At 53.3% G+C, this 17,313-nt stretch carries 20 protein-coding genes; 8 read left to right on the forward strand and 12 right to left on the reverse strand.

Annotated features, from left to right (window positions below):
* Positions 1-5 precede the first annotated feature (5 nt).
* Genes BUA85_RS02615 through lptF form a run of 3 tightly spaced genes read right to left on the reverse strand, consistent with a single transcriptional unit; the run spans position 6 to position 4,293 of the window.
* Positions 6-2,099: an LPS-assembly protein LptD gene (locus tag BUA85_RS02615; protein WP_072899065.1), complete on the reverse strand. Its 2,094-nt coding sequence runs from the start codon at positions 2,097-2,099 to the stop codon at positions 6-8.
* On the reverse strand, positions 2,099-3,193 hold the full coding sequence (gene lptG, locus BUA85_RS02620; RefSeq protein WP_072899067.1) for an LPS export ABC transporter permease LptG: 1,095 nt from the start codon (positions 3,191-3,193) through the stop codon (positions 2,099-2,101). Before lptG ends, BUA85_RS02615 begins: the two co-directional genes overlap by 1 nt.
* Positions 3,190-4,293: an LPS export ABC transporter permease LptF gene (gene lptF, locus BUA85_RS02625; protein ID WP_110559046.1), complete on the reverse strand. Its 1,104-nt coding sequence runs from the start codon at positions 4,291-4,293 to the stop codon at positions 3,190-3,192. The genes lptG and lptF overlap by 4 nt, the downstream gene beginning before the upstream one ends.
* A 146-nt stretch (positions 4,294-4,439) precedes the next feature.
* On the opposite strand from lptF, the gene BUA85_RS02630 reads away from it, so the two are divergent.
* On the forward strand, positions 4,440-5,906 hold the full coding sequence (locus BUA85_RS02630; RefSeq protein WP_072899070.1) for a leucyl aminopeptidase: 1,467 nt from the start codon (positions 4,440-4,442) through the stop codon (positions 5,904-5,906).
* On the forward strand, positions 5,907-6,368 hold the full coding sequence (locus BUA85_RS02635; RefSeq protein WP_072899072.1) for a DNA polymerase III subunit chi: 462 nt from the start codon (positions 5,907-5,909) through the stop codon (positions 6,366-6,368).
* Here the strand turns inward: BUA85_RS02635 and BUA85_RS02640 are convergent.
* The 3 genes from BUA85_RS02640 to BUA85_RS02650 are packed head-to-tail and all read right to left on the reverse strand — an operon-like array spanning position 6,365 to position 9,433.
* Entirely contained in the window at positions 6,365-6,976 is a 612-nt protein-coding gene (locus BUA85_RS02640; RefSeq protein WP_341350615.1) for a retropepsin-like aspartic protease family protein, read from the reverse strand. The two genes, BUA85_RS02635 and BUA85_RS02640, sit on opposite strands and share 4 nt — an antisense overlap.
* Positions 6,960-7,586 carry a MarC family protein gene (locus BUA85_RS02645; protein ID WP_072899076.1) on the reverse strand — a complete coding sequence of 209 codons (627 nt, stop codon included), beginning with the start codon at positions 7,584-7,586 and terminating at the stop codon, positions 6,960-6,962. The genes BUA85_RS02640 and BUA85_RS02645 overlap by 17 nt, the downstream gene beginning before the upstream one ends.
* Positions 7,583-9,433 carry an ABC-F family ATP-binding cassette domain-containing protein gene (locus BUA85_RS02650; protein ID WP_072899078.1) on the reverse strand — a complete coding sequence of 617 codons (1,851 nt, stop codon included), beginning with the start codon at positions 9,431-9,433 and terminating at the stop codon, positions 7,583-7,585. The genes BUA85_RS02645 and BUA85_RS02650 overlap by 4 nt, the downstream gene beginning before the upstream one ends.
* A 139-nt stretch (positions 9,434-9,572) precedes the next feature.
* On the opposite strand from BUA85_RS02650, the gene ndk reads away from it, so the two are divergent.
* A complete protein-coding gene (gene ndk, locus BUA85_RS02655; protein WP_072899080.1) occupies positions 9,573-9,995 on the forward strand; it encodes a nucleoside-diphosphate kinase in 423 nt (140 codons plus the stop codon).
* A 516-nt stretch (positions 9,996-10,511) separates the two neighbouring features.
* On the opposite strand, the gene BUA85_RS02660 is transcribed toward ndk, so the two are convergent.
* The 6 genes from BUA85_RS02660 to BUA85_RS02685 all read right to left on the reverse strand — a co-directional run bounded on the left by BUA85_RS02660 (position 10,512) and on the right by BUA85_RS02685 (position 13,551).
* Positions 10,512-10,913, reverse strand: a complete 402-nt coding sequence (locus BUA85_RS02660) for a DUF4112 domain-containing protein (protein WP_072899082.1) — start codon at positions 10,911-10,913, stop codon at positions 10,512-10,514.
* A 41-nt stretch (positions 10,914-10,954) separates the two neighbouring features.
* Entirely contained in the window at positions 10,955-11,284 is a 330-nt protein-coding gene (locus tag BUA85_RS02665; RefSeq protein WP_072899083.1) for a TfoX/Sxy family protein, read from the reverse strand.
* A 354-nt stretch (positions 11,285-11,638) separates the two neighbouring features.
* Positions 11,639-12,220, reverse strand: a complete 582-nt coding sequence (locus tag BUA85_RS02670) for an HD domain-containing protein (protein ID WP_072899084.1) — start codon at positions 12,218-12,220, stop codon at positions 11,639-11,641.
* Complete coding sequence (locus BUA85_RS02675) at positions 12,217-12,681, reverse strand: hypothetical protein (protein WP_072899085.1); 465 nt, start codon at positions 12,679-12,681, stop codon at positions 12,217-12,219. The genes BUA85_RS02670 and BUA85_RS02675 overlap by 4 nt, the downstream gene beginning before the upstream one ends.
* On the reverse strand, positions 12,659-12,898 hold the full coding sequence (locus BUA85_RS02680) for a hypothetical protein (RefSeq protein ID WP_072899086.1): 240 nt from the start codon (positions 12,896-12,898) through the stop codon (positions 12,659-12,661). The genes BUA85_RS02675 and BUA85_RS02680 overlap by 23 nt, the downstream gene beginning before the upstream one ends.
* Positions 12,898-13,551: an alpha/beta hydrolase gene (locus BUA85_RS02685; RefSeq protein ID WP_072899087.1), complete on the reverse strand. Its 654-nt coding sequence runs from the start codon at positions 13,549-13,551 to the stop codon at positions 12,898-12,900. The genes BUA85_RS02680 and BUA85_RS02685 overlap by 1 nt, the downstream gene beginning before the upstream one ends.
* 159 nt (positions 13,552-13,710) lie before the next feature.
* On the opposite strand from BUA85_RS02685, the gene iscR reads away from it, so the two are divergent.
* The 5 genes from iscR to BUA85_RS02710 all read left to right on the forward strand — a co-directional run bounded on the left by iscR (position 13,711) and on the right by BUA85_RS02710 (position 17,259).
* A complete protein-coding gene (gene iscR, locus BUA85_RS02690) occupies positions 13,711-14,169 on the forward strand; it encodes a Fe-S cluster assembly transcriptional regulator IscR (protein WP_072899088.1) in 459 nt (152 codons plus the stop codon).
* Between the two features lie 99 nt (positions 14,170-14,268).
* On the forward strand, positions 14,269-15,303 hold the full coding sequence (locus tag BUA85_RS02695) for a cysteine desulfurase family protein (RefSeq protein WP_072899089.1): 1,035 nt from the start codon (positions 14,269-14,271) through the stop codon (positions 15,301-15,303).
* Between the two features lie 26 nt (positions 15,304-15,329).
* On the forward strand, positions 15,330-16,853 hold the full coding sequence (sufB, locus tag BUA85_RS02700; protein WP_072899090.1) for a Fe-S cluster assembly protein SufB: 1,524 nt from the start codon (positions 15,330-15,332) through the stop codon (positions 16,851-16,853).
* Entirely contained in the window at positions 16,853-17,083 is a 231-nt protein-coding gene (locus BUA85_RS02705; protein WP_072899091.1) for a hypothetical protein, read from the forward strand. The genes sufB and BUA85_RS02705 overlap by 1 nt, the downstream gene beginning before the upstream one ends.
* Positions 17,080-17,259, forward strand: coding sequence for a hypothetical protein (locus BUA85_RS02710; RefSeq protein ID WP_072899092.1), 180 nt, complete (start codon positions 17,080-17,082; stop codon positions 17,257-17,259). Before BUA85_RS02705 ends, BUA85_RS02710 begins: the two co-directional genes overlap by 4 nt.
* The last annotated feature ends 54 nt before the right edge of the window (positions 17,260-17,313 follow it).

The following is a 17,313-nucleotide window of genomic DNA, read 5'->3' on the forward strand; positions in this document are numbered from 1 at the left end:
TTTTCTCAGTTATTGCACCGTCTGGCTGGTCCCGCAATGCTTCCGCCCGCGGAAAAGCCGGTCAACTCGATGGATAGGCCAAAATCCGTCGATGGCTCGATGTTCGTCGAGGACGTGAAGCGGCGTGATACCGTTAGATCGACGATGGTGCATTCATTGCGCCATTCTAGGCCAAGGCTGGCGCGGGTCGGTTCGTCCGCCACGACATCATAACGCCCGTCAAACTCGACTTTCCACTTGTCAGATATCCTGTAGGCCGTATCGAAAGACCACTCTGAAATCGCCTCCGTTCGCAAGTCTTGATCCGAGGTTTGCCAAATGTAGTTCGCGGCAAGATCAAGCCTTTCGGTTTCCCAATCCAAGCCTGCCGTTGCCAGTGTTGTTTCGCCATTGTCAGATAACAAGACCCGTCCGTCGAAGCGTAGACCGTCAAAAAGGTCAAGCTGAGCTGCAATGAGCCAATCGGAAACCGTGCCATCAAGGCCCGAACCTTGGTTAAAGGCAAGGTTTGCGCTTTCTTGATAAACCTTTCCGAATGTCAGGCGAGCCTGTCGGCCAGCCGTCGTCCGATGAGTCCATCGCAGGCCAATCGCCGTGCTCATCCCAGTCTCGGCCACGTCTTGTCCCGGAAGCCGGTCGGGCCAAAGCAAGTTCCCTGCATCAAGTTCGGGGCGCGTGGAGTCTTCGTTAGGTGTAGGATCTCCGGTTACGTTTCTGAAAGAAACCGCGACGAGGGGCTCTAATAGATTTTGACTGTACTCTGTCCGACTTATCAAAGGATAGCTCAGAACGACGGTCGCGGAAGAGGTGACGCGAAACTGGCTTTCATCGAATGTAGGATCGTCAGAAATTCGGAAGAAATCTGCACCCAGCCGCACGTCTGATGACGTGACGAGGCCGGTCCCGCTGATCCAGTTGCGGTGCCACGAAACTTCGGTTCCAACGCGTGACAAATCGCGCCCTGCATCAGCGCCATCCGCTTCCCTCGCTATGGCGTCGGCGTCGAGCCTCCAGTTGAGGAGACCACCCAGCACATTGCGAAGACGACGTTCATAAGACAGGTCGGCGACGACAGGTGGCAAAGTGCTGTTAGTTTCGTCATCCCGAAGTGTTTCGTAGTAAGTCAGCGATCCGGTGAAAAAATCACTGTCCCGAATGCGTGAAATTGCGAGTGCGCTGTCTAGCCTGTCTTTCGACGAGTACCCGTATTCAAGTAGGTAGGCGGGGTCGGTGGCATTCTCGATGTCGAATTCCAGTTTGAAATCACTTGGTAACTCAAATGAGCCCTCGGCAACGATGTATCCGCGTGTGATATCTGGGCGAAGGGTGTCTTCGCTTACAGCCAAATTCACCTCAATTTCACCTGTGAGGAATGCCTGTCTATACCGTGCTTCTAAAGTGCGGGTTTCTGTTGAAAGGTACGGGATCAGAGTCAAATCACTGTGGTCACCGACCGTGATATAGTAGGGGACTTTGATGCCTGTGCTCAATCTGTCGGTTGTTCTGATCCGAGGAATTAAGAATCCGGTAGCGCGTTCCAAGGTAGGATCAGGTAGCCGCAATCGCGGAATCCAAAGAATTGGAATGTTGCGGATTCTTAGGGTGGCGTTTTGGAAATAGAGCTGACGTTCGACTTGATCGTGGATGACCCTTTCGGCCCGAATTTGCCACAGCGGGATTTCCGTGCCGCAGACCTGGCAGGACGTCACCGCCGATTTGTAGAGTTGTGAATACCGACCGTCGACGCGATTGATCTGGTTTGCGGCGAGTTGGATTTGTTGGTTCAAAACCAACCGCGCGCCTCTGAGTAGGCCGTTTTCCAACTGTGGATCGAGGGTCGCGCGTTCCGCCGTAAACACAGCGCCGTTGTTGGTGCGGATCACGATAGGGCCAACGATATCAAGCTGGTCGGTCGTTTGATCGAATATGACTTGTTCGGCGGTCATGGTTTGGTCGCCAAAGAAAGCTTCAACCCCGCCACTGGCGATCAGGCGGTCTCCATTTTCGATGCTGATGCTGTCAGCGACAAGGCTTGCGACTCCCTGCGACAACACAGGCGTTGCGAAGAACCAGAACAAGATGGGGACCAACCAGCGCACTATCCGTCCTCATTGTGAAGGAGAAGACCCATCGCAAGCCCGATGGCCGCCAGAGGCGGAGCCCAAGCGGCAAGAACCGCGGGAATCTGCCCGTTCTCGCCCAATATCTGCGAAAAGTTTCTGAGGAAATAAATCCCGAAACTTAGCATGATCGCTAGCATGACCATTAGTCCGGTGCGTCCGCCGCGTTGGTGCCTCAAGGTGAAGGCCGCTCCAATCAACACCATCGATACGAGGAACAAGGGTAGGGCCAGCTCCATTTGAAACCAAACTTGGTGTCGTTGGGCAGAGAAACCGGCCTTCTGCAATCGCTGTATAAATGCCGGTAAATCCCAGATCGGAATCGAACTAGGGGTGCCAAAGCTGTCTCTAATTTGATCGGGCGTCAGGGTGGACGGCACAGTTAATGTTTCGTGATAGGTCGCCGAGGCTTCAGGAACTCCGTCGCGAAAGAGTGGCCAACTTTTCACGTTTGTGAGAACCCATTCACCTTCCTGAAGCTCCGCAGTCTCAGCGGTGATCCGTCTTGTCGGAACGCCATCGGGAGAGAAGGTCGTGAATGTTGCATCGCGCATTTCCGTGCCGTTTAGATTGGCACTTTCGGCATGGATAACTGTTTGGCTGTCCTCGTTGCCTTGTCGCAGCCAAAGCCCTGTTGCGCCGATGGAGAGGACGCTGCCCTCGCCGCGGATCGCGTCATTCTGTACTTCGAATTGCTTCGACGTGGCGGCGACAATTGGGTTTAGGATCGCGACGGCGAAAATACCGATCATCAACGCTACGATGAGAGGCGGAACCATTGCGCGCAAAGCTCCACGACCAGCGGCACGGGTGACGACCATTTCGGAAGATCGCGCCAAGCCTAGAAAAAGAGTGATGGTGGCGATGATCATAACCAATGGCAAAATACCGTAGAGGGCTTCAGGCAAACTCAAGGCAGACAGGCGCAGGACATCAGCAAAACTTGCGTCGAAGTTGGACAGCCGCCGCAACTGTTCGACCAATCCAATGAACGCAAGAATCAGGAAAAAGACGCCGAACACGCCAGCAAACGTCCAAAAAAACCGACGGGCGAAGTAGCGATCCAAGATCATGCCGTTGCCCTCACGCGCCTTCGGAACAGGCTGGGTTTAGAAGCAAAAAAGAGCAAAAGAAGAACGATGACCAAACCAACACCGACCGCGAGGTAGCTTGCGATCCAAAGGTCAGGATCTTGCCGCGCGATGTTGAGGCCCACTGTTTCTAAGCCTTTGATCACGATAATCAGGAAAATGGCAAAGACGATTTGTTGCCATACGCCAAACCTGCTGTACCCGCCGATCATCAAAGCCGAAAAGCCTAACATGGCTGCCACGAGTGCGAGCAGTGATTGGGAAATCCGATCGTGAGCTGCGGCCTTCAGTTCCGCTTCCGTCCGACGTGTTTCTTCTTCTAGGCTCGGAGTGGGACTCAGAAGTTTTAAAGTGGAAACTTCTCTAAAGCTTCTGCGGTCGGAGCGAGACACGTTCATAAGGTCTCCCACGTTGTAGGCGAAGTCATCAAAGGAAGTGGTGAACAGCTTGTTCGTTTCGGTGTTGAGCGTTTGCGCTAGCCCATCGACCATTATCAACTGCGTCTCGGTATCGGTCCGGACGACATATGCGCGAGACGCTGTATAAGTGACGTGACTGTTAGGGTCGCGTTGATCGGAAAGGAATAGGTTTCTTAACTCGTTGTTAGGAGTGATTTCCCGAATGTAAACGGTCACCCCGTCCGTAGGTTCCATAAATTGGCCTTCGGTCAATATTCGTACTGTCGCGTTTTGTGCGACTTCTGCTGTACGATCGTTCAACCTAGTGATGGACAGTGGAACGAGCAAATGCACCAGTAAAGACATCAGAAGGGCGACGAATACCCCGTAGACGAAGACCGGTCGAGCCAATCGAAATGGCGAATATCCAGTCGCTTGAACGACCACCAATTCGCTTTCATTTGCCATCCTGTTGGTAACGTAGACCGAACCAGCGAAGGCCGCGATCGGCAACACCAGCCTGACAAGGTTCGGAAGCGATAAAGCGGTAAATTCCAAGAAAACGACGGCACTTTGACCATCAGCAATCAGTTGGTCAAACAGGGAAACCGCGCGGTTGATCCAATAGACCATCACAAGGATCAAACTGAAAAAACCGAACAGCATGATCAACTGCGACAGCATATATCTGTCAAACCTTGCCACGTTCGCTTTTTCCCCAAGTATTGTTTCGCTCAAATTAACGGAATTGATACCAAGACAAAATAGCAATCTGGCCAAGCGAAACGCGGCGCGCTACCTATTGCCGAAAGAAAATTGAGGAGCCGCGCATGTCCCAGCCTATTGAGCTAAAGTTTGAAGGGATCGATATCCACGATGTAAAATCCATCTCGGGCGCTTTGGTCATATTTGCGACACCGGATGGCAAGCTGGATGCACTCGGCCGAAAGGTGAATTCGGCATCCCGAAAGGCGGTTCAACGCTTTCTCGAAAGCTCTGCATTTGAAGGCATGTCTGAGGGTTCTATCTCGCGTCTGGCTTTCCCAAGCGGGTTAAAAGCCGATGCGATTTTAATCGTCAAACTCGGTAAGCGGGCGAAAGCGCTGGAGGTCCGTCGTGTGGGGGCGAAACTGGCAAAGATGCATTCGGCATCCGATACGAACATTCTGGCGGGTGGGTTAAAACATGCGTCGGAACTCGCCTTTGGATTTGCCCTTCGGCACTATGAATTTTCGTCCCACAAAACAGCAGAGGCGAAACCGGTAGGAACGGTCAAGCTTCATGTGAATGCACCAGAAGCAGTTGCAAAGAACGCAAAAGATGCAGCTGCTGTGGCAGAAGGCGTGTTCTTCACGCGCGATCTGACAAATGAACCGGCAAATGTTCTGACGACGGATGATTTCGCAGCTCGTTTGGCGGCGATGCAGGAAATCGGGTTGGATGTCGAAATCCTGGAAGAAAAGGAATTGGAAAAACTCGGCATGGGTGCGCTGCTCTGTGTCGGGCAGGGGTCCGTCAGCCCGTCAAAGGTTGTTGTTATGTCTTGGAATGGCGGCGGCAAGGAGCCTCCCTTGGCGCTGGTCGGCAAAGGCGTGGTCTTTGATACCGGTGGCATCAGCCTCAAAAACCCCAGCGGCATGGAAGAGATGACCATGGATATGGGCGGCGCAGGCGTAGTGTCCGGTGTTATGCGCGCATTGGCATTGCGTAAAGCGAAGGCGAATGTCGTGGGCCTTGTTGGCTTGGTTGAAAACATGCCTTCGGATCGCGCCACACGGCCCGGTGATGTTGTAACCTCAATGAAGAGTGATACGATTGAGGTTATCAATACAGATGCCGAAGGCCGTTTGGTTTTGGCGGATGTCCTTTGGTACGCTCAGGAAAGGTTTAAACCGTCCGGAGTTATCGATTTGGCGACGTTAACTGGGGCTATGTTGGTAGCACTGGGTCATGACCTTTGTGGTGTTTATTCCAACTCCGATTCCTTGGTGGCGCAGCTGTTAAAAGCTGCAGAATCCGAAGGCGAGGGCGCATGGCGTATGCCGCTCGGTGACGGTTACGCGAAGGGGCTGAAATCACGCATCGCTGACATGAAGAATGTGGGCGGCCGATATGGCGGCGCGAACATTGCGGCTGAATTTCTGCGCAAGTTCGTGAAAGAGGAAACTCCGTGGTGCCATTTGGATATAGCGGGGGTCGCGCTGACTAAGTCGGAAACGCCGATGGCACCGGCAGGAGCGACGGGGTGGGGTGTCATGACGCTCAACCGCCTTATTGCCGATCACTTTGAGGGCTAGATGGGCGCGGTTTATTTCTATCATCTGACGGATACACCACTAGAAGCCACATTGCCGATGCTTCTGAGCAAAGCGCGGGGCGCGGGGTGGCGTATTCTGGTGCGTGGGGACGATCAGGCGTTGCTTGAGCGGTTGGATCAGACGCTTTGGAATGGTCCCGTTGATGATTTCCTGCCGCATGGCTTGGCAGGTGGGCCGCATGATGGCGAACAACCCATTTTGCTCGCCTCCGGTCTTGCGGCAGATGGGTTTGAGTGCGTGATGAGCGTGGGCGGATCGACGATCACTGCCTCTGAGGTCGGTTTGTCTGAACGCTGTTGCGTCTTGTTCGACGGGCATGATGAAGCTGCGCTGAATGTGGCGCGTGGTCAGTGGAAGATGCTCACAGATGCAGGCTGTGCCGCCCAATACTGGGCGCAAGACAATGGAAGCTGGACGAAGAAGGCGGAATCCGGTTCCTAGCGGCTTAAGACAAGTTCGCCGTCTCGGATTTCAATACGTTCAAACCCGTTCAGGTAAGACATGCCAAGAAGGGATTTATCCATCTCGCCGCCGTTCACCAAGGCGCGTAGGTTGGCGTCCTGGATCCCTCCAAGTTCGACAGTATCCAAATACACCTGAGCCACGGGCACCGATCCGTTCGCTGTCATTGCTGACCCAATGTAGTTCAATTCGTCAGGATTGATTCCGATGGCTCTTGCGTCCGCCTTAGTCAAAACAACTTCGCTGGCGCCTGTATCCACGAGAAACTCGAGCGGAACGTCATTCACTTCCAGAGAAAGATGATAGTGACCATCGCTTCGTAGAGGGACAGATATCTCGCTTTCTCCGACCATCATCTGCTGGGGTGAAACAGTGTTCCGAATGTCTCCCCACATGCCAAAGGCGGCAATGACGCCGATGAAAATCAGCGCCCAGATCATCGCTTGTTGGGTCATTTTGCCCAATTGGCCGCGATTTGAGACGAAATAGCTGCCAGCAATGGCCGCACCAAGCAGGCCAAGAAAGGCTAGGTTTGCAATCTGATCGCCATCCATGGTGTCGATATAGGGACTAGCCCGCCAATCCAAAACCCTTGAGGCCATCAAGGATGAATTGAACGGAAAGGGCCGCTAGCAACATGCCGAGCAATCGGGTGACAACGTTGATGCCGGTTTTGCCCAGCAACCGTTCAAGCCAAGTGGCGACGTTGAAGAGGATAAAGACAAGTAAAATAACCGCGAGCATCACCCCAATGGCCGCGCCGTAGTCGGTCGCTCCTTCTGCTTCGCCAGTTAACAGGATCATGGTCGCGATGGCCCCAGGACCAGCGATGAGTGGGATGGCCAGAGGAAAGACTGATGGGTCATTTTCGATTGTGGCTGTCTCATCGGTTGTATCTTGGCGCCGCGCCTGCCGCCGTTCGAATAGCATGTCCAAAGCCGTTAGAAACAGCAACACGCCGCCCGCGATCTGGAAAGCTGGCATCGAAATCCCAATGAACGAGAGAAGCTGTTCCCCAAGCAGCGCAAACACCACCAAAATCCCGATTGAAACCGCGCAGGCCCGCAAGGCAATCGCGCGACGATCTTTGGCGTCGAGGTTGGGCGTCATCGCGATAAAGAGAGGCGTTAGACCTATGGGATCGATCACGACAAAGAGGGCAGTAAAGGCCGCGATAAACTCAGGCAGTGTGTTCATCTAGCTTGCGCCTCCTCCAATTTCTCCAAGGCCGTCATCCAAAGACCCTCAGCGCGATCAACGGCCTCCATCAGCTCGGCGTATTTCTTGTTCCACATTTCAAGTTCGCCAATGCGCGTATCTTCGTAGAGTTCTGGGTCCGCGAGTTTTGTGGCAAGTTTGTCCCGCATCTCATTGATTTTATTGACGCGTTCCTCGCATTTGCGCACCTCAGCCTTAAGCTGCAGAAGAACGTCACGAGATGGCTTTGACTTCTTGGGTTTGGGCTCTTGCGTTTTCTGCGGCTTGTCCGGAGTCAGCAACATCTTTCGATAGGCTTGCAGATCGTCTTCGTAAGGGGCGACACGGCCGTCTCTTACCAGCCACAAGCGGTCTGCGACCATGCTCAGCAGGTGCATGTCGTGGCTGACGAGGATTACCGCGCCTGTATAGGCGGTCAGCGCCTCAACCAAAGCCTCTCGGCTTTCGATATCCAAGTGGTTTGTCGGCTCGTCCAAAATCAGCAAATGCGGCGCGGGCAAGGTCGCCAACAGCAGCGAAAGGCGGGCTTTCTGTCCGCCGGATAGCCGCCCCACTTCGGTTTCCGCCTGATCAGGCCCTAATCCAAACCCTGCCATGCGCGCGCGGAGTTTGGATTCCTGTTCATCTGGCCGTTCGCGCCGCAAGTGCTGAAGCGGTGTTTCATCGACTGAGAGTTCCTCGACTTGGTGCTGTGCAAAGAAACCGATGCGGAGTTTCTTGGATTTGCTCAAACGCCCATGCGCGGCGTCGAGCCGTCCTGACAACAGTTTGGACAAAGTGGACTTGCCTTCGCCATTCCGACCGAGCAGAGCAATGCGGTCATCCTGGTCGATCCGCAGGTTCAATCGATCCAGAACGATGGTCTCGTCATACCCAACCCCAACGCCTTCGGTCGCGATGATCGGCGGCGATAGTTCTTCGGGCTTTGGAAAGGTGAAAACAGTTCGCGCGGCATCTTCTGGCGCGCGAATGGTTTCCATCTTTTCCAGCATCTTCACGCGCGATTGCGCTTGTTTGGCCTTAGACGCTTTCGCTTTGAACCTGTCGACAAAGGCTTGCAGATGCGCACGCTTCTCCGCTTGTTTCTTGGCCTGAGAGGCTTGCAAAGCCCGCTTTTCAGCCCGTTGACGCGCGAATTGATCGTAGGGGCCCGTGTAGTAGGTCAAATCCTTATCTTCGAGATGCAGAATCCCACCCACCGAGCGGTTCAAAAGTTCTCGGTCGTGGCTGACGATTAGAACCGTGTGGGGATAGCGCACAAGGTAGCTTTCCAGCCAAAGGGCGCCTTCAAGGTCGAGGTAGTTCGTGGGTTCGTCCAATAACAGCAAGTCGGGTTCGGAAAACAGAACTGCGGCGAGCGCCACGCGCATCCGCCACCCGCCGGAGAAGGCAGAGCAGGGCATCTTTTGCTCTGCATCCGTGAAACCAAGCCCCTTAAGGATCGAAGAGGCGCGCGCTTCGGCAGACCACGCGTCGATGTCGGTCAGGCGGGTTTGAATGTCTGCAATTCGTCCTGGGTCAGTGGCCGTTTCGGCCTCCTCCATCAAAGCGGAGCGTTCGATATCGGCACTTAGAACAGTATCGATCAGAGTAATTTCATTTCCGGGGACTTCCTGACTGACGCCACCGATTTTCCAGCCCCTTGGAATATCAACGTCGCCCGTATCCAGGATCATTTCGCCGCGAATGATGCGAAAGAGTGTGGTTTTACCTGTCCCATTGCGCCCCACCAAACCGACCTTGTGCCCCGTCGGGATCACGACATTGGCGTTCTCGATCAGGGTCCGTCCTTCGATGGAGTAGGTGATGTCAGTTAGACGCAACATGGCCCCGCATTGCCTGAGGAACTGGGCTGCGTCAATGGCCGCCTAGCGGTTAACACTTCCCAAGGGAAGATACCCATGCTAGTGCGCGCCCACATGAGATTTTCGGGGCACCTCCGGCCCAAAACCAAAGGACGATAAGATGGCTATCCAGCGCACATTCTCAATCATCAAACCAGACGCAACCAAGCGTAACCTGACCGGTCAGATCGTGGCTAAATTCGAAGAAGCGGGTCTGCGCATTGTTGCCTCCAAGCGCATTCAACTGACACTGGCTCAAGCACAGCACTTCTATGGCGTACACAAAGAACGTCCGTTCTTTGACGAACTTTGCGAATTCATGATTTCTGAGCCTATCGTGGTTCAGGTTCTTGAAGGTGAAGACGCAATCGCGAAAAACCGCGAAGTCATGGGTGCGACAAACCCAGCTGACGCCGCTGAAGGCACCATCCGTAAAGAGTTCGCACTCTCTGTTGGTGAGAACTCCGTACACGGTTCTGACGCGCCAGAGACAGCTGCAGAAGAGATCGCTTTCTTCTTCTCCGGCCTCGAATTGGTCGGCTAAAAAGTTAGCCTATTTACGATTGTGTCGGCCGCGCGGCGAAATGCTGGCGCGGCCGTCATGATTCTTAAGCACTGCTTAATTTTCTAATTAAAGTATTTATTTACATATATTTACGGGAGATTAGACAGCCCGGCGATCGGCCAAAGTTGACGTAAAGGTCAGGTATCGGAAACAAACAGTTTCCAAAAAAACCGACGAACCTGTCCCTTTAGACAATTGGCGGAATCGACCGTATTCCGTACATCCATACATGTAAGTTGTTCATGGTTACCAAGTTCAGTTGTGTTTTAACGAGTGACCATTCTGTTTCCCGCACGTTGCGGGGTGTTGAACGAGTAAGCCGAGTTTCGGCAACGTGTAACGAGTATGCTGCGTGTGCTGCAGCAGTGTTAAACGGTTTAGTGTGGCAGTGTCCGTGGGGTCTGATGCTGTTGGTTAATCTGACGCTTGTGTGTGTGAGCGAACGATCCGGATTAAAAGGGCGTCCTGCCTCTCAGGGCGCCCTTTAACTTTTCTTCATGCCATTTGCAGACATTTTGGTTGGCGTGTGACTTCATAGGCTTGTGCAGCCTGTTTGTTCAGTTTGCGTTCAAGCGCCCGATAGTTTCGGATGTTTGAGTTGTAGACCACGTCGAAAACGTCACCGATGATCGGGATCGAATCAATTAGCAGGTCGACGACCGTGTTGCTGATCATATAGGCCAAAGCGCCCGGCGTCGCGCCAAGCTGTTTCGCTTTGTAGATCATGTACACGGACGGGGCGACGGCCATAGTGTCACCGACGATCGGGATAAGTCCGAAAAAGTTGTCGAGGCCCACAGATATATTTGTGCCTGGAATGTAGAATAAAGCGTCCATCCGCCAGGCAATGACGCGCAGTTTCTTAAGTTCATAGTCGATGTCTTGCTCAATGTTCATGGTGTTAACATACACTATGAGCGGTCAAATGTGAAGGGTATTTACTTTGAAGCTTTGATGACACCGATTTCGTTGAGCATACGTTCTAGATCGGATTGATCCTGATCGAAATGAGACGCCTTGAGCGCATCGAACTTTTTGCGAAGCGCTTTTTTCTCGTTGCCTTTGCAGTCATTCCAAGGGCGCCCTTGTAAGGCCATATGCAAAACGTAGTAACCAATGAAATGTGGTTTCGTGCCGTTCTCAAGCAAACGGGCATAGGCGGCGTCGGCTCCAAGGTCTCGCAATTCCTCGGCAGTCTTGATGCCAACAGCGATCAAGGACTCTTCGAAGGCGGGGCCGATATTGCGGATGGTGGTCAGGGCAGCCATAGCTTCAAATTAGCCGTGACACCAAAAAAGGACCAGTGGGGACAGCGCTCGATCGGGAGGAAAATCGAGGCGTCACCCGCTGGCCAAAGCGCGGTAAGGTTGGTGGCTCTAGATACTCGCGTAGTCCGTGAAGACGGGTTTTTCAGCTTTTACTGGTGGTGTTGCACGCACAGGAGTGGGTGTTTTCACAGGTGCTGGCTTAGGAGGTTGTGCCGATGCCATGTCGCTTGTCCTTAACTGCCTCAAATTCGGTGTCCCGCGCGCCTCTTTTTGGGCGATAGGAAACGATTCCACGACTTTTTGGCCGGATTTAGGGTGAATTAAGGCAAGAATGTGACGGAAGGGCTGGAATCGCTACGTGTTTGTTTCGAACCAAGCATCAATGCGGTTTTTGAGAACATCCCAAATCGCAGGCGCCCCGCGCTTGACTTTCACCGCCACGCGGCGTTCGAGCTTTTCTTGATCCACATCGTATTCATGCCAACTGCCGCCGCCGGATTCCAGATTGGCGATGACGGGCTGAACCCGATCAATCGACTTCGCAAATATCGCATCATCGGTTTCCGCCGCTTCAAATTCGTCCCAAAGCGCACGGAACCCGTCGCGTTGGTCCTTCGGCAAGAGGCCGAAGATGCGATCGGCTGCAGCTTTTTCGACTTTTTCCATTTCGACCGGATCATGGTCGCCGTGGATCGGGTTGTCGCCGGCGTCGATCTCAACGATGTCGTGCAAAAGAAGCATCTTTATCACACGGTCGACATTTATAGGACGATTTGCGTGTTCTGCGAGGGTCAGAACATATAGCGAAATGTGCCAACTGTGCTCCGCTGAATTCTCTTTTCGCGAGCCATCGTTGAGTGTCGTCCCGCGCGTGACTGATTTGAGTTTGTCCGCCTCGTTCAGAAAAGCCAATTGTTGTTCGATCCGTGAGGTCATGAGGGGAACTGGCTCTTCATTTTGGCGGTGGAAGGGATGCGATCTGGATGAATTAGCAGCTTTGTAAAGAACTGACTGTCCGGAAAGCCGTCCCATGGGTAGAGCCCGTGACAGGCGTTTACGAAGGCTTCCAAGATAGCAGGATCATGGACTGTTAGGTTCTCAAAGTTCGAGGCCACTGCCTTTTCCAAATCAAACACGCGTTCTAACGCTGGCACAGCTTCAAACCCGACCGTTTGCCAAGTCCCATCGGTCAATGACGCGGTCTGGGTCAGCACTAATGCAATGGCTTCAGAATAATGAATAGGGGACGGGGGCCAATCTGGCGCGGATTTGAGCAAGGTCAAAATGCAAAGAACCGTGCCCTCAGGCGTATCCTTTGCATTTACCACCTGACCGACGGCGAAGTCGCCGTCCATCAAGGGGATCAGAAAAATGTCAGCCAGCTGCGGGGGCTGCATCAGCGCTCCGCTTTTTGCGCGACTCGTCTATCATTTCTTTGGCGCGTGCTTCAGCGCGGCGCACACGAATGCCAGTGAGATAGGCTTCTTCCAGAGATTGCGAAGACGCGCCCAGCATCGTGGCGATGCGGTCGACCAGTTTTTCGTCGCCTGATGCTGCGGCCTCGGCCAGAGCCTCATCCGCCAATGCCATGCCCATATCGTCAATAAAGCTCATTAGCGTGTATTCTCTGTCAAACGGCGGCGGACGTAAGCTTGCACGTTTTCAATCATCGGATCCATGTAAGGATCTTCAAAGAAGTGCCCGGCGCCTTCCATCTCGGTGTGCGTGATGGTGATACCTTTTTGCTCATGCAGCTTGTTCACAAGGTTGACCGTATCGGCTGGTGGCGCGACGCGGTCGTTGGAGCCGTTGATGATCAAGCCAGAAGACGGGCAGGGCGCGAGGAAGCTGAAATCATACATATTGGCTGGTGGGGAGACAGAGATGAACCCTGTGATCTCAGGCCGCCGCATCAAGAGCTGCATTCCGATCCAAGCGCCGAAGGAGAAACCGGCGACCCAGCAATGCTTTGAATTGGAATTCATGGATTGCAGGTAGTCGAGGGCGGACGCCGCATCGGACAGTTCACCAACGCCTTGATCATATTCGCCTTGGCTGCGTCCAACACCGCGGAAATTGAAGCGCAGGCAGGTGAAGCCCATCTCGTGAAACGCGTAGTGCAGATTGTAGACGACACGGTTGTTCATCGTGCCGCCAAACTGCGGATGCGGGTGCAAGATGATTGCAATTGGTGCGTCACGGTCTCTTTGCGGGTGATAGCGACCTTCGAGGCGGCCTTCTGGGCCAGGAAAAATGACTTCAGGCATTGTGATCCATCAGTTTGATACCCAGATTCTTGACAGAAAGAGTCGGGCAAATTAGAAAGGTTCTAAATTCAGCGCAGATGTGCTAAATCTGGTTTCAATTGACCTAATCAGCCGCGCCGGAAAGGTCAATTGAATTGAGAATCGTTGTGAGGGAACACCGTGAAGCTGAGTACTAAAGGCCGCTATGCGATGGTTGCGCTTACCGATATTGCGATGCAACCCGAAACCGCCTTGGTGAACCTAACCGAAATTTCCAAGCGGCAGGACATTTCTCTGGCCTATCTTGAGCAACTTTTTGTGAAGTTGCGCCGTGCGGATCTTGTTGTGTCTGTCCGTGGTCCCGGTGGAGGGTATCGGTTGTCAAGACCTGCGTCGGATATTCGCGTGGCGGAAATCCTTGAAGCCGTGGATGAAACTGTGAGCGCAATGCACAAAGGCGGTGGGGCAACTGGGGCGGAATCAGGAAGCCGCGCGCAATCTCTAACCAACCGTTTGTGGGAAGGCTTGTCTGCACATGTCTATGTTTTCCTTCATCAAGCGCGTTTGTCAGATGTCGTCGAGAATGATCTAGCGCCTTGCCCCGCTGTTCCGGCCTTGTTTGAAGTTGTGGACGAATGATGGGGGTCGTGTTCTTGCTGGTGAAAAAAGGGGGTGCTGCCCCCTTCGGCCTGCGGCCGTCATCCCCCGAGGTATTTTCGGCAAGAGGAAAGCTGTAAGGTGTCTCGCGTCTATTTGGATCATAATGCAACGACGCCATTAAGGGCTGAAGCGCGTTCCGCGATGATTGCTGCTATGGATGTGGCGGGAAATCCGTCGTCTGTGCATGCGGAAGGTCGTGCAGCGAAAGGCATATTGGAAAAGGCGCGCCAGCAGGTTGCGGCGGCGACAGGTGCGGGGAACGCAGATATTGTCTTTACGTCTGGAGCGACGGAAGCTGCCGCTTTGGCGTTTGGTGGACGTGGCTTGTTGGCTTCTGTGATGGAGCATGAGGCAGTATTGGCGTGGTGCGCACCATCTTTGCAGGTGAGTGGTGTTTCGGTCCAAGTGCGTGAACCTGAAGCCTCAACGCTTCAATTGGCAAATTCTGAAACAGGTATTCTTCAGTCTTTGCCAAAAGGATTGGCGGTTTCGGATGTCACGCAAGCGGTCGGAAAAATTCCGGTAGCTTACAGTTGGTCGGGCGTCGAGATGATGTTTTTGTCGGCTCACAAGTTTGGCGGACCGAAGGGGGTTGGCGCTTTGATTCTCCCTCAGGGCCATGATTTGACGGCACAACTGCGCGGCGGTGGTCAGGAGATGGGTCGGCGATCTGGTACCGAAAACATCATTGGAATTGCCGGAATGGGGGCTGCCATTGAGGCTGCGGATAAGGCTCTTTCTGACGGTCAAATGGATCGACTTGCGCAATTTAGAAATATTCTAGAAAAGGCCATTGAGGATGCGGTGCCGGATACTATTTTTGTAGGGAAAGGTGCTGAACGGCTGCCAAATACGAGCTGTTTCATTTCCCCCGGTTGGAAGGGCGAAACGCAAGTTATGGCGATGGATTTGGCAGGTTTTGCTGTTTCAGCTGGATCGGCCTGTTCATCGGGAAAAGTGAAGGCAAGCAAGGTTTTGCAGGCTTTGGGCTATTCGAACGAGGATGCGAGTTGCGCTGTTCGCGTCTCGCTCGGGGTCGAGACGACAGAAGATGATGTGCTTCGGTTCGCCGAAGCCTGGACAAAGAAAAGACTGGGTCGCCGCGCTGCATAGGCGGTGTGGAGAGAGGACGAGAGAAGATGGCTGCATTGGATCAAATGGACGTCAAAGACGGTGTCGATCAGGAAACGGTTGACGCGGTTGCGGAACTGTCCGGGACCTACAAATATGGTTGGGAAACCGAGATCGAGATGGAGTACGCGCCAAAAGGCGTAAATCCAGACATCGTTCGGTTGATTTCGTCCAAGAACGATGAGCCGGAGTGGATGACGGAATGGCGCCTTTCCGCTTTTGAGCGTTGGGAAAAGATCGAAGAGCCAACATGGGCGATGGTGGATTATCCTGATATCGATTTTCAGGACATTTACTATTATGCCCGCCCGAAAAGCATGGAAGAGAAGCCGAAATCCTTGGATGAGGTCGATCCTAAGCTGCTGGCGACTTACGAAAAGCTTGGTATTCCGCTAAAGGAACAGATGATCCTTGCTGGTGTTGAGGGCGCTGAAGATGCGCCGTCCGAAGGGCGTAAGGTTGCCGTAGATGCTGTCTTTGACTCCGTGTCTGTTGGAACGACTTTTCAGGAGGAATTGAAGAAAGCAGGCGTGATCTTCTGCTCGATCTCGGAGGCGATCAAAGAGCATCCTGAGTTGGTGAAGAAATACCTTGGGACAGTGGTGCCACCTTCGGATAATTTTTATGCGACTTTGAATTCTGCTGTCTTCTCTGACGGATCTTTTGTTTATGTCCCGCCCGGTGTGCGCTGCCCGATGGAATTATCGACGTATTTCCGCATCAATGCGGAGAACACAGGGCAGTTTGAGCGGACGTTGATCATTGCTGATAAGGGATCGTATGTGTCGTATCTTGAAGGCTGCACAGCACCTCAGCGTGATACGGCGCAGCTTCACGCGGCTGTTGTGGAAATCATCATCGAAGAAGATGCGGAGGTGAAATACTCCACCGTTCAAAACTGGTTCCCTGGCGATGAGAATGGCAACGGCGGGATTTATAACTTCGTGACCAAGCGGGCCGACTGCCGCGGCGCGCGGTCAAAGGTGATGTGGACACAGGTGGAGACAGGTTCCGCTGTAACTTGGAAATACCCGAGCTGCATTCTGCGTGGCGATGACAGTCAAGGTGAATTCTATTCCATCGCGATCGCGAACAACTATCAACAGGCCGACACCGGCACAAAGATGGTTCATCTTGGGAAGAACACCAAATCTCGGATCGTTTCTAAAGGGATCAGTGCTGGCAAGGCACAAAATACCTACCGCGGATTGGTGTCGATGCACCTGAAAGCCAAGGATAGCCGGAACTACACACAGTGTGATTCACTTCTGATTGGTGACAAATGCGGGGCGCATACGGTTCCTTATATCGAGGTGAAGAATAACTCTTCGCGTGTGGAGCATGAGGCGACAACTTCCAAGGTTGACGACGATCAGCTGTTCTATTGCCGGTCGCGTGGCATGGATGAGGAAGAAGCCGTTGCCTTGGTTGTGAATGGGTTCTGCAAAGAGGTGCTCCAAGCACTTCCAATGGAATTTGCTATGGAAGCTCAAGCACTTGTGGCGATTTCTTTGGAAGGGTCTGTTGGCTAATGGACGATCGCTCCACCCCAAATACGCTTGAGGAAAAGGCAGGCCAGCTTCAGCATCTTTTGCTGAATTGGCTGCTTCCGATTGCGTCTGTGGTGACACTGATTTCCATCTGGATTGCGGTGTCGCGCGGGTGGGAGCGTGGATCAATCGTTACCGTGGTGATTTTGATCTGTGCTTTCTTCATTGCGCGGTCATTTTATCACTTCTCGAAAAAGCAGTTTAGCAAATGACTCGGTTCATGTGGGTATCTGCGTTTATGACGGGCCTGTTCTGCGCCGGATTCGCAGCCGTCGTAGACGCATTGACCGACCAGCTGATGGTTTGGCAAGTCATTGCTTTGGCGGCACTTTCTGGAACTTTGGGTTCACTCTTTGCCCAAGTGGTTTTGGGGAGAAGTGGAAAGTGAACAGAACATCACTAAATCGCCGAAGCCTAGCCCTGACGACGCCCAAGTCTCGCC

The sequence above is a fragment of the Cognatiyoonia sediminum genome, from assembly GCF_900129845.1.
In the GTDB taxonomy this organism is placed as follows: domain Bacteria; phylum Pseudomonadota; class Alphaproteobacteria; order Rhodobacterales; family Rhodobacteraceae; genus Cognatiyoonia; species Cognatiyoonia sediminum.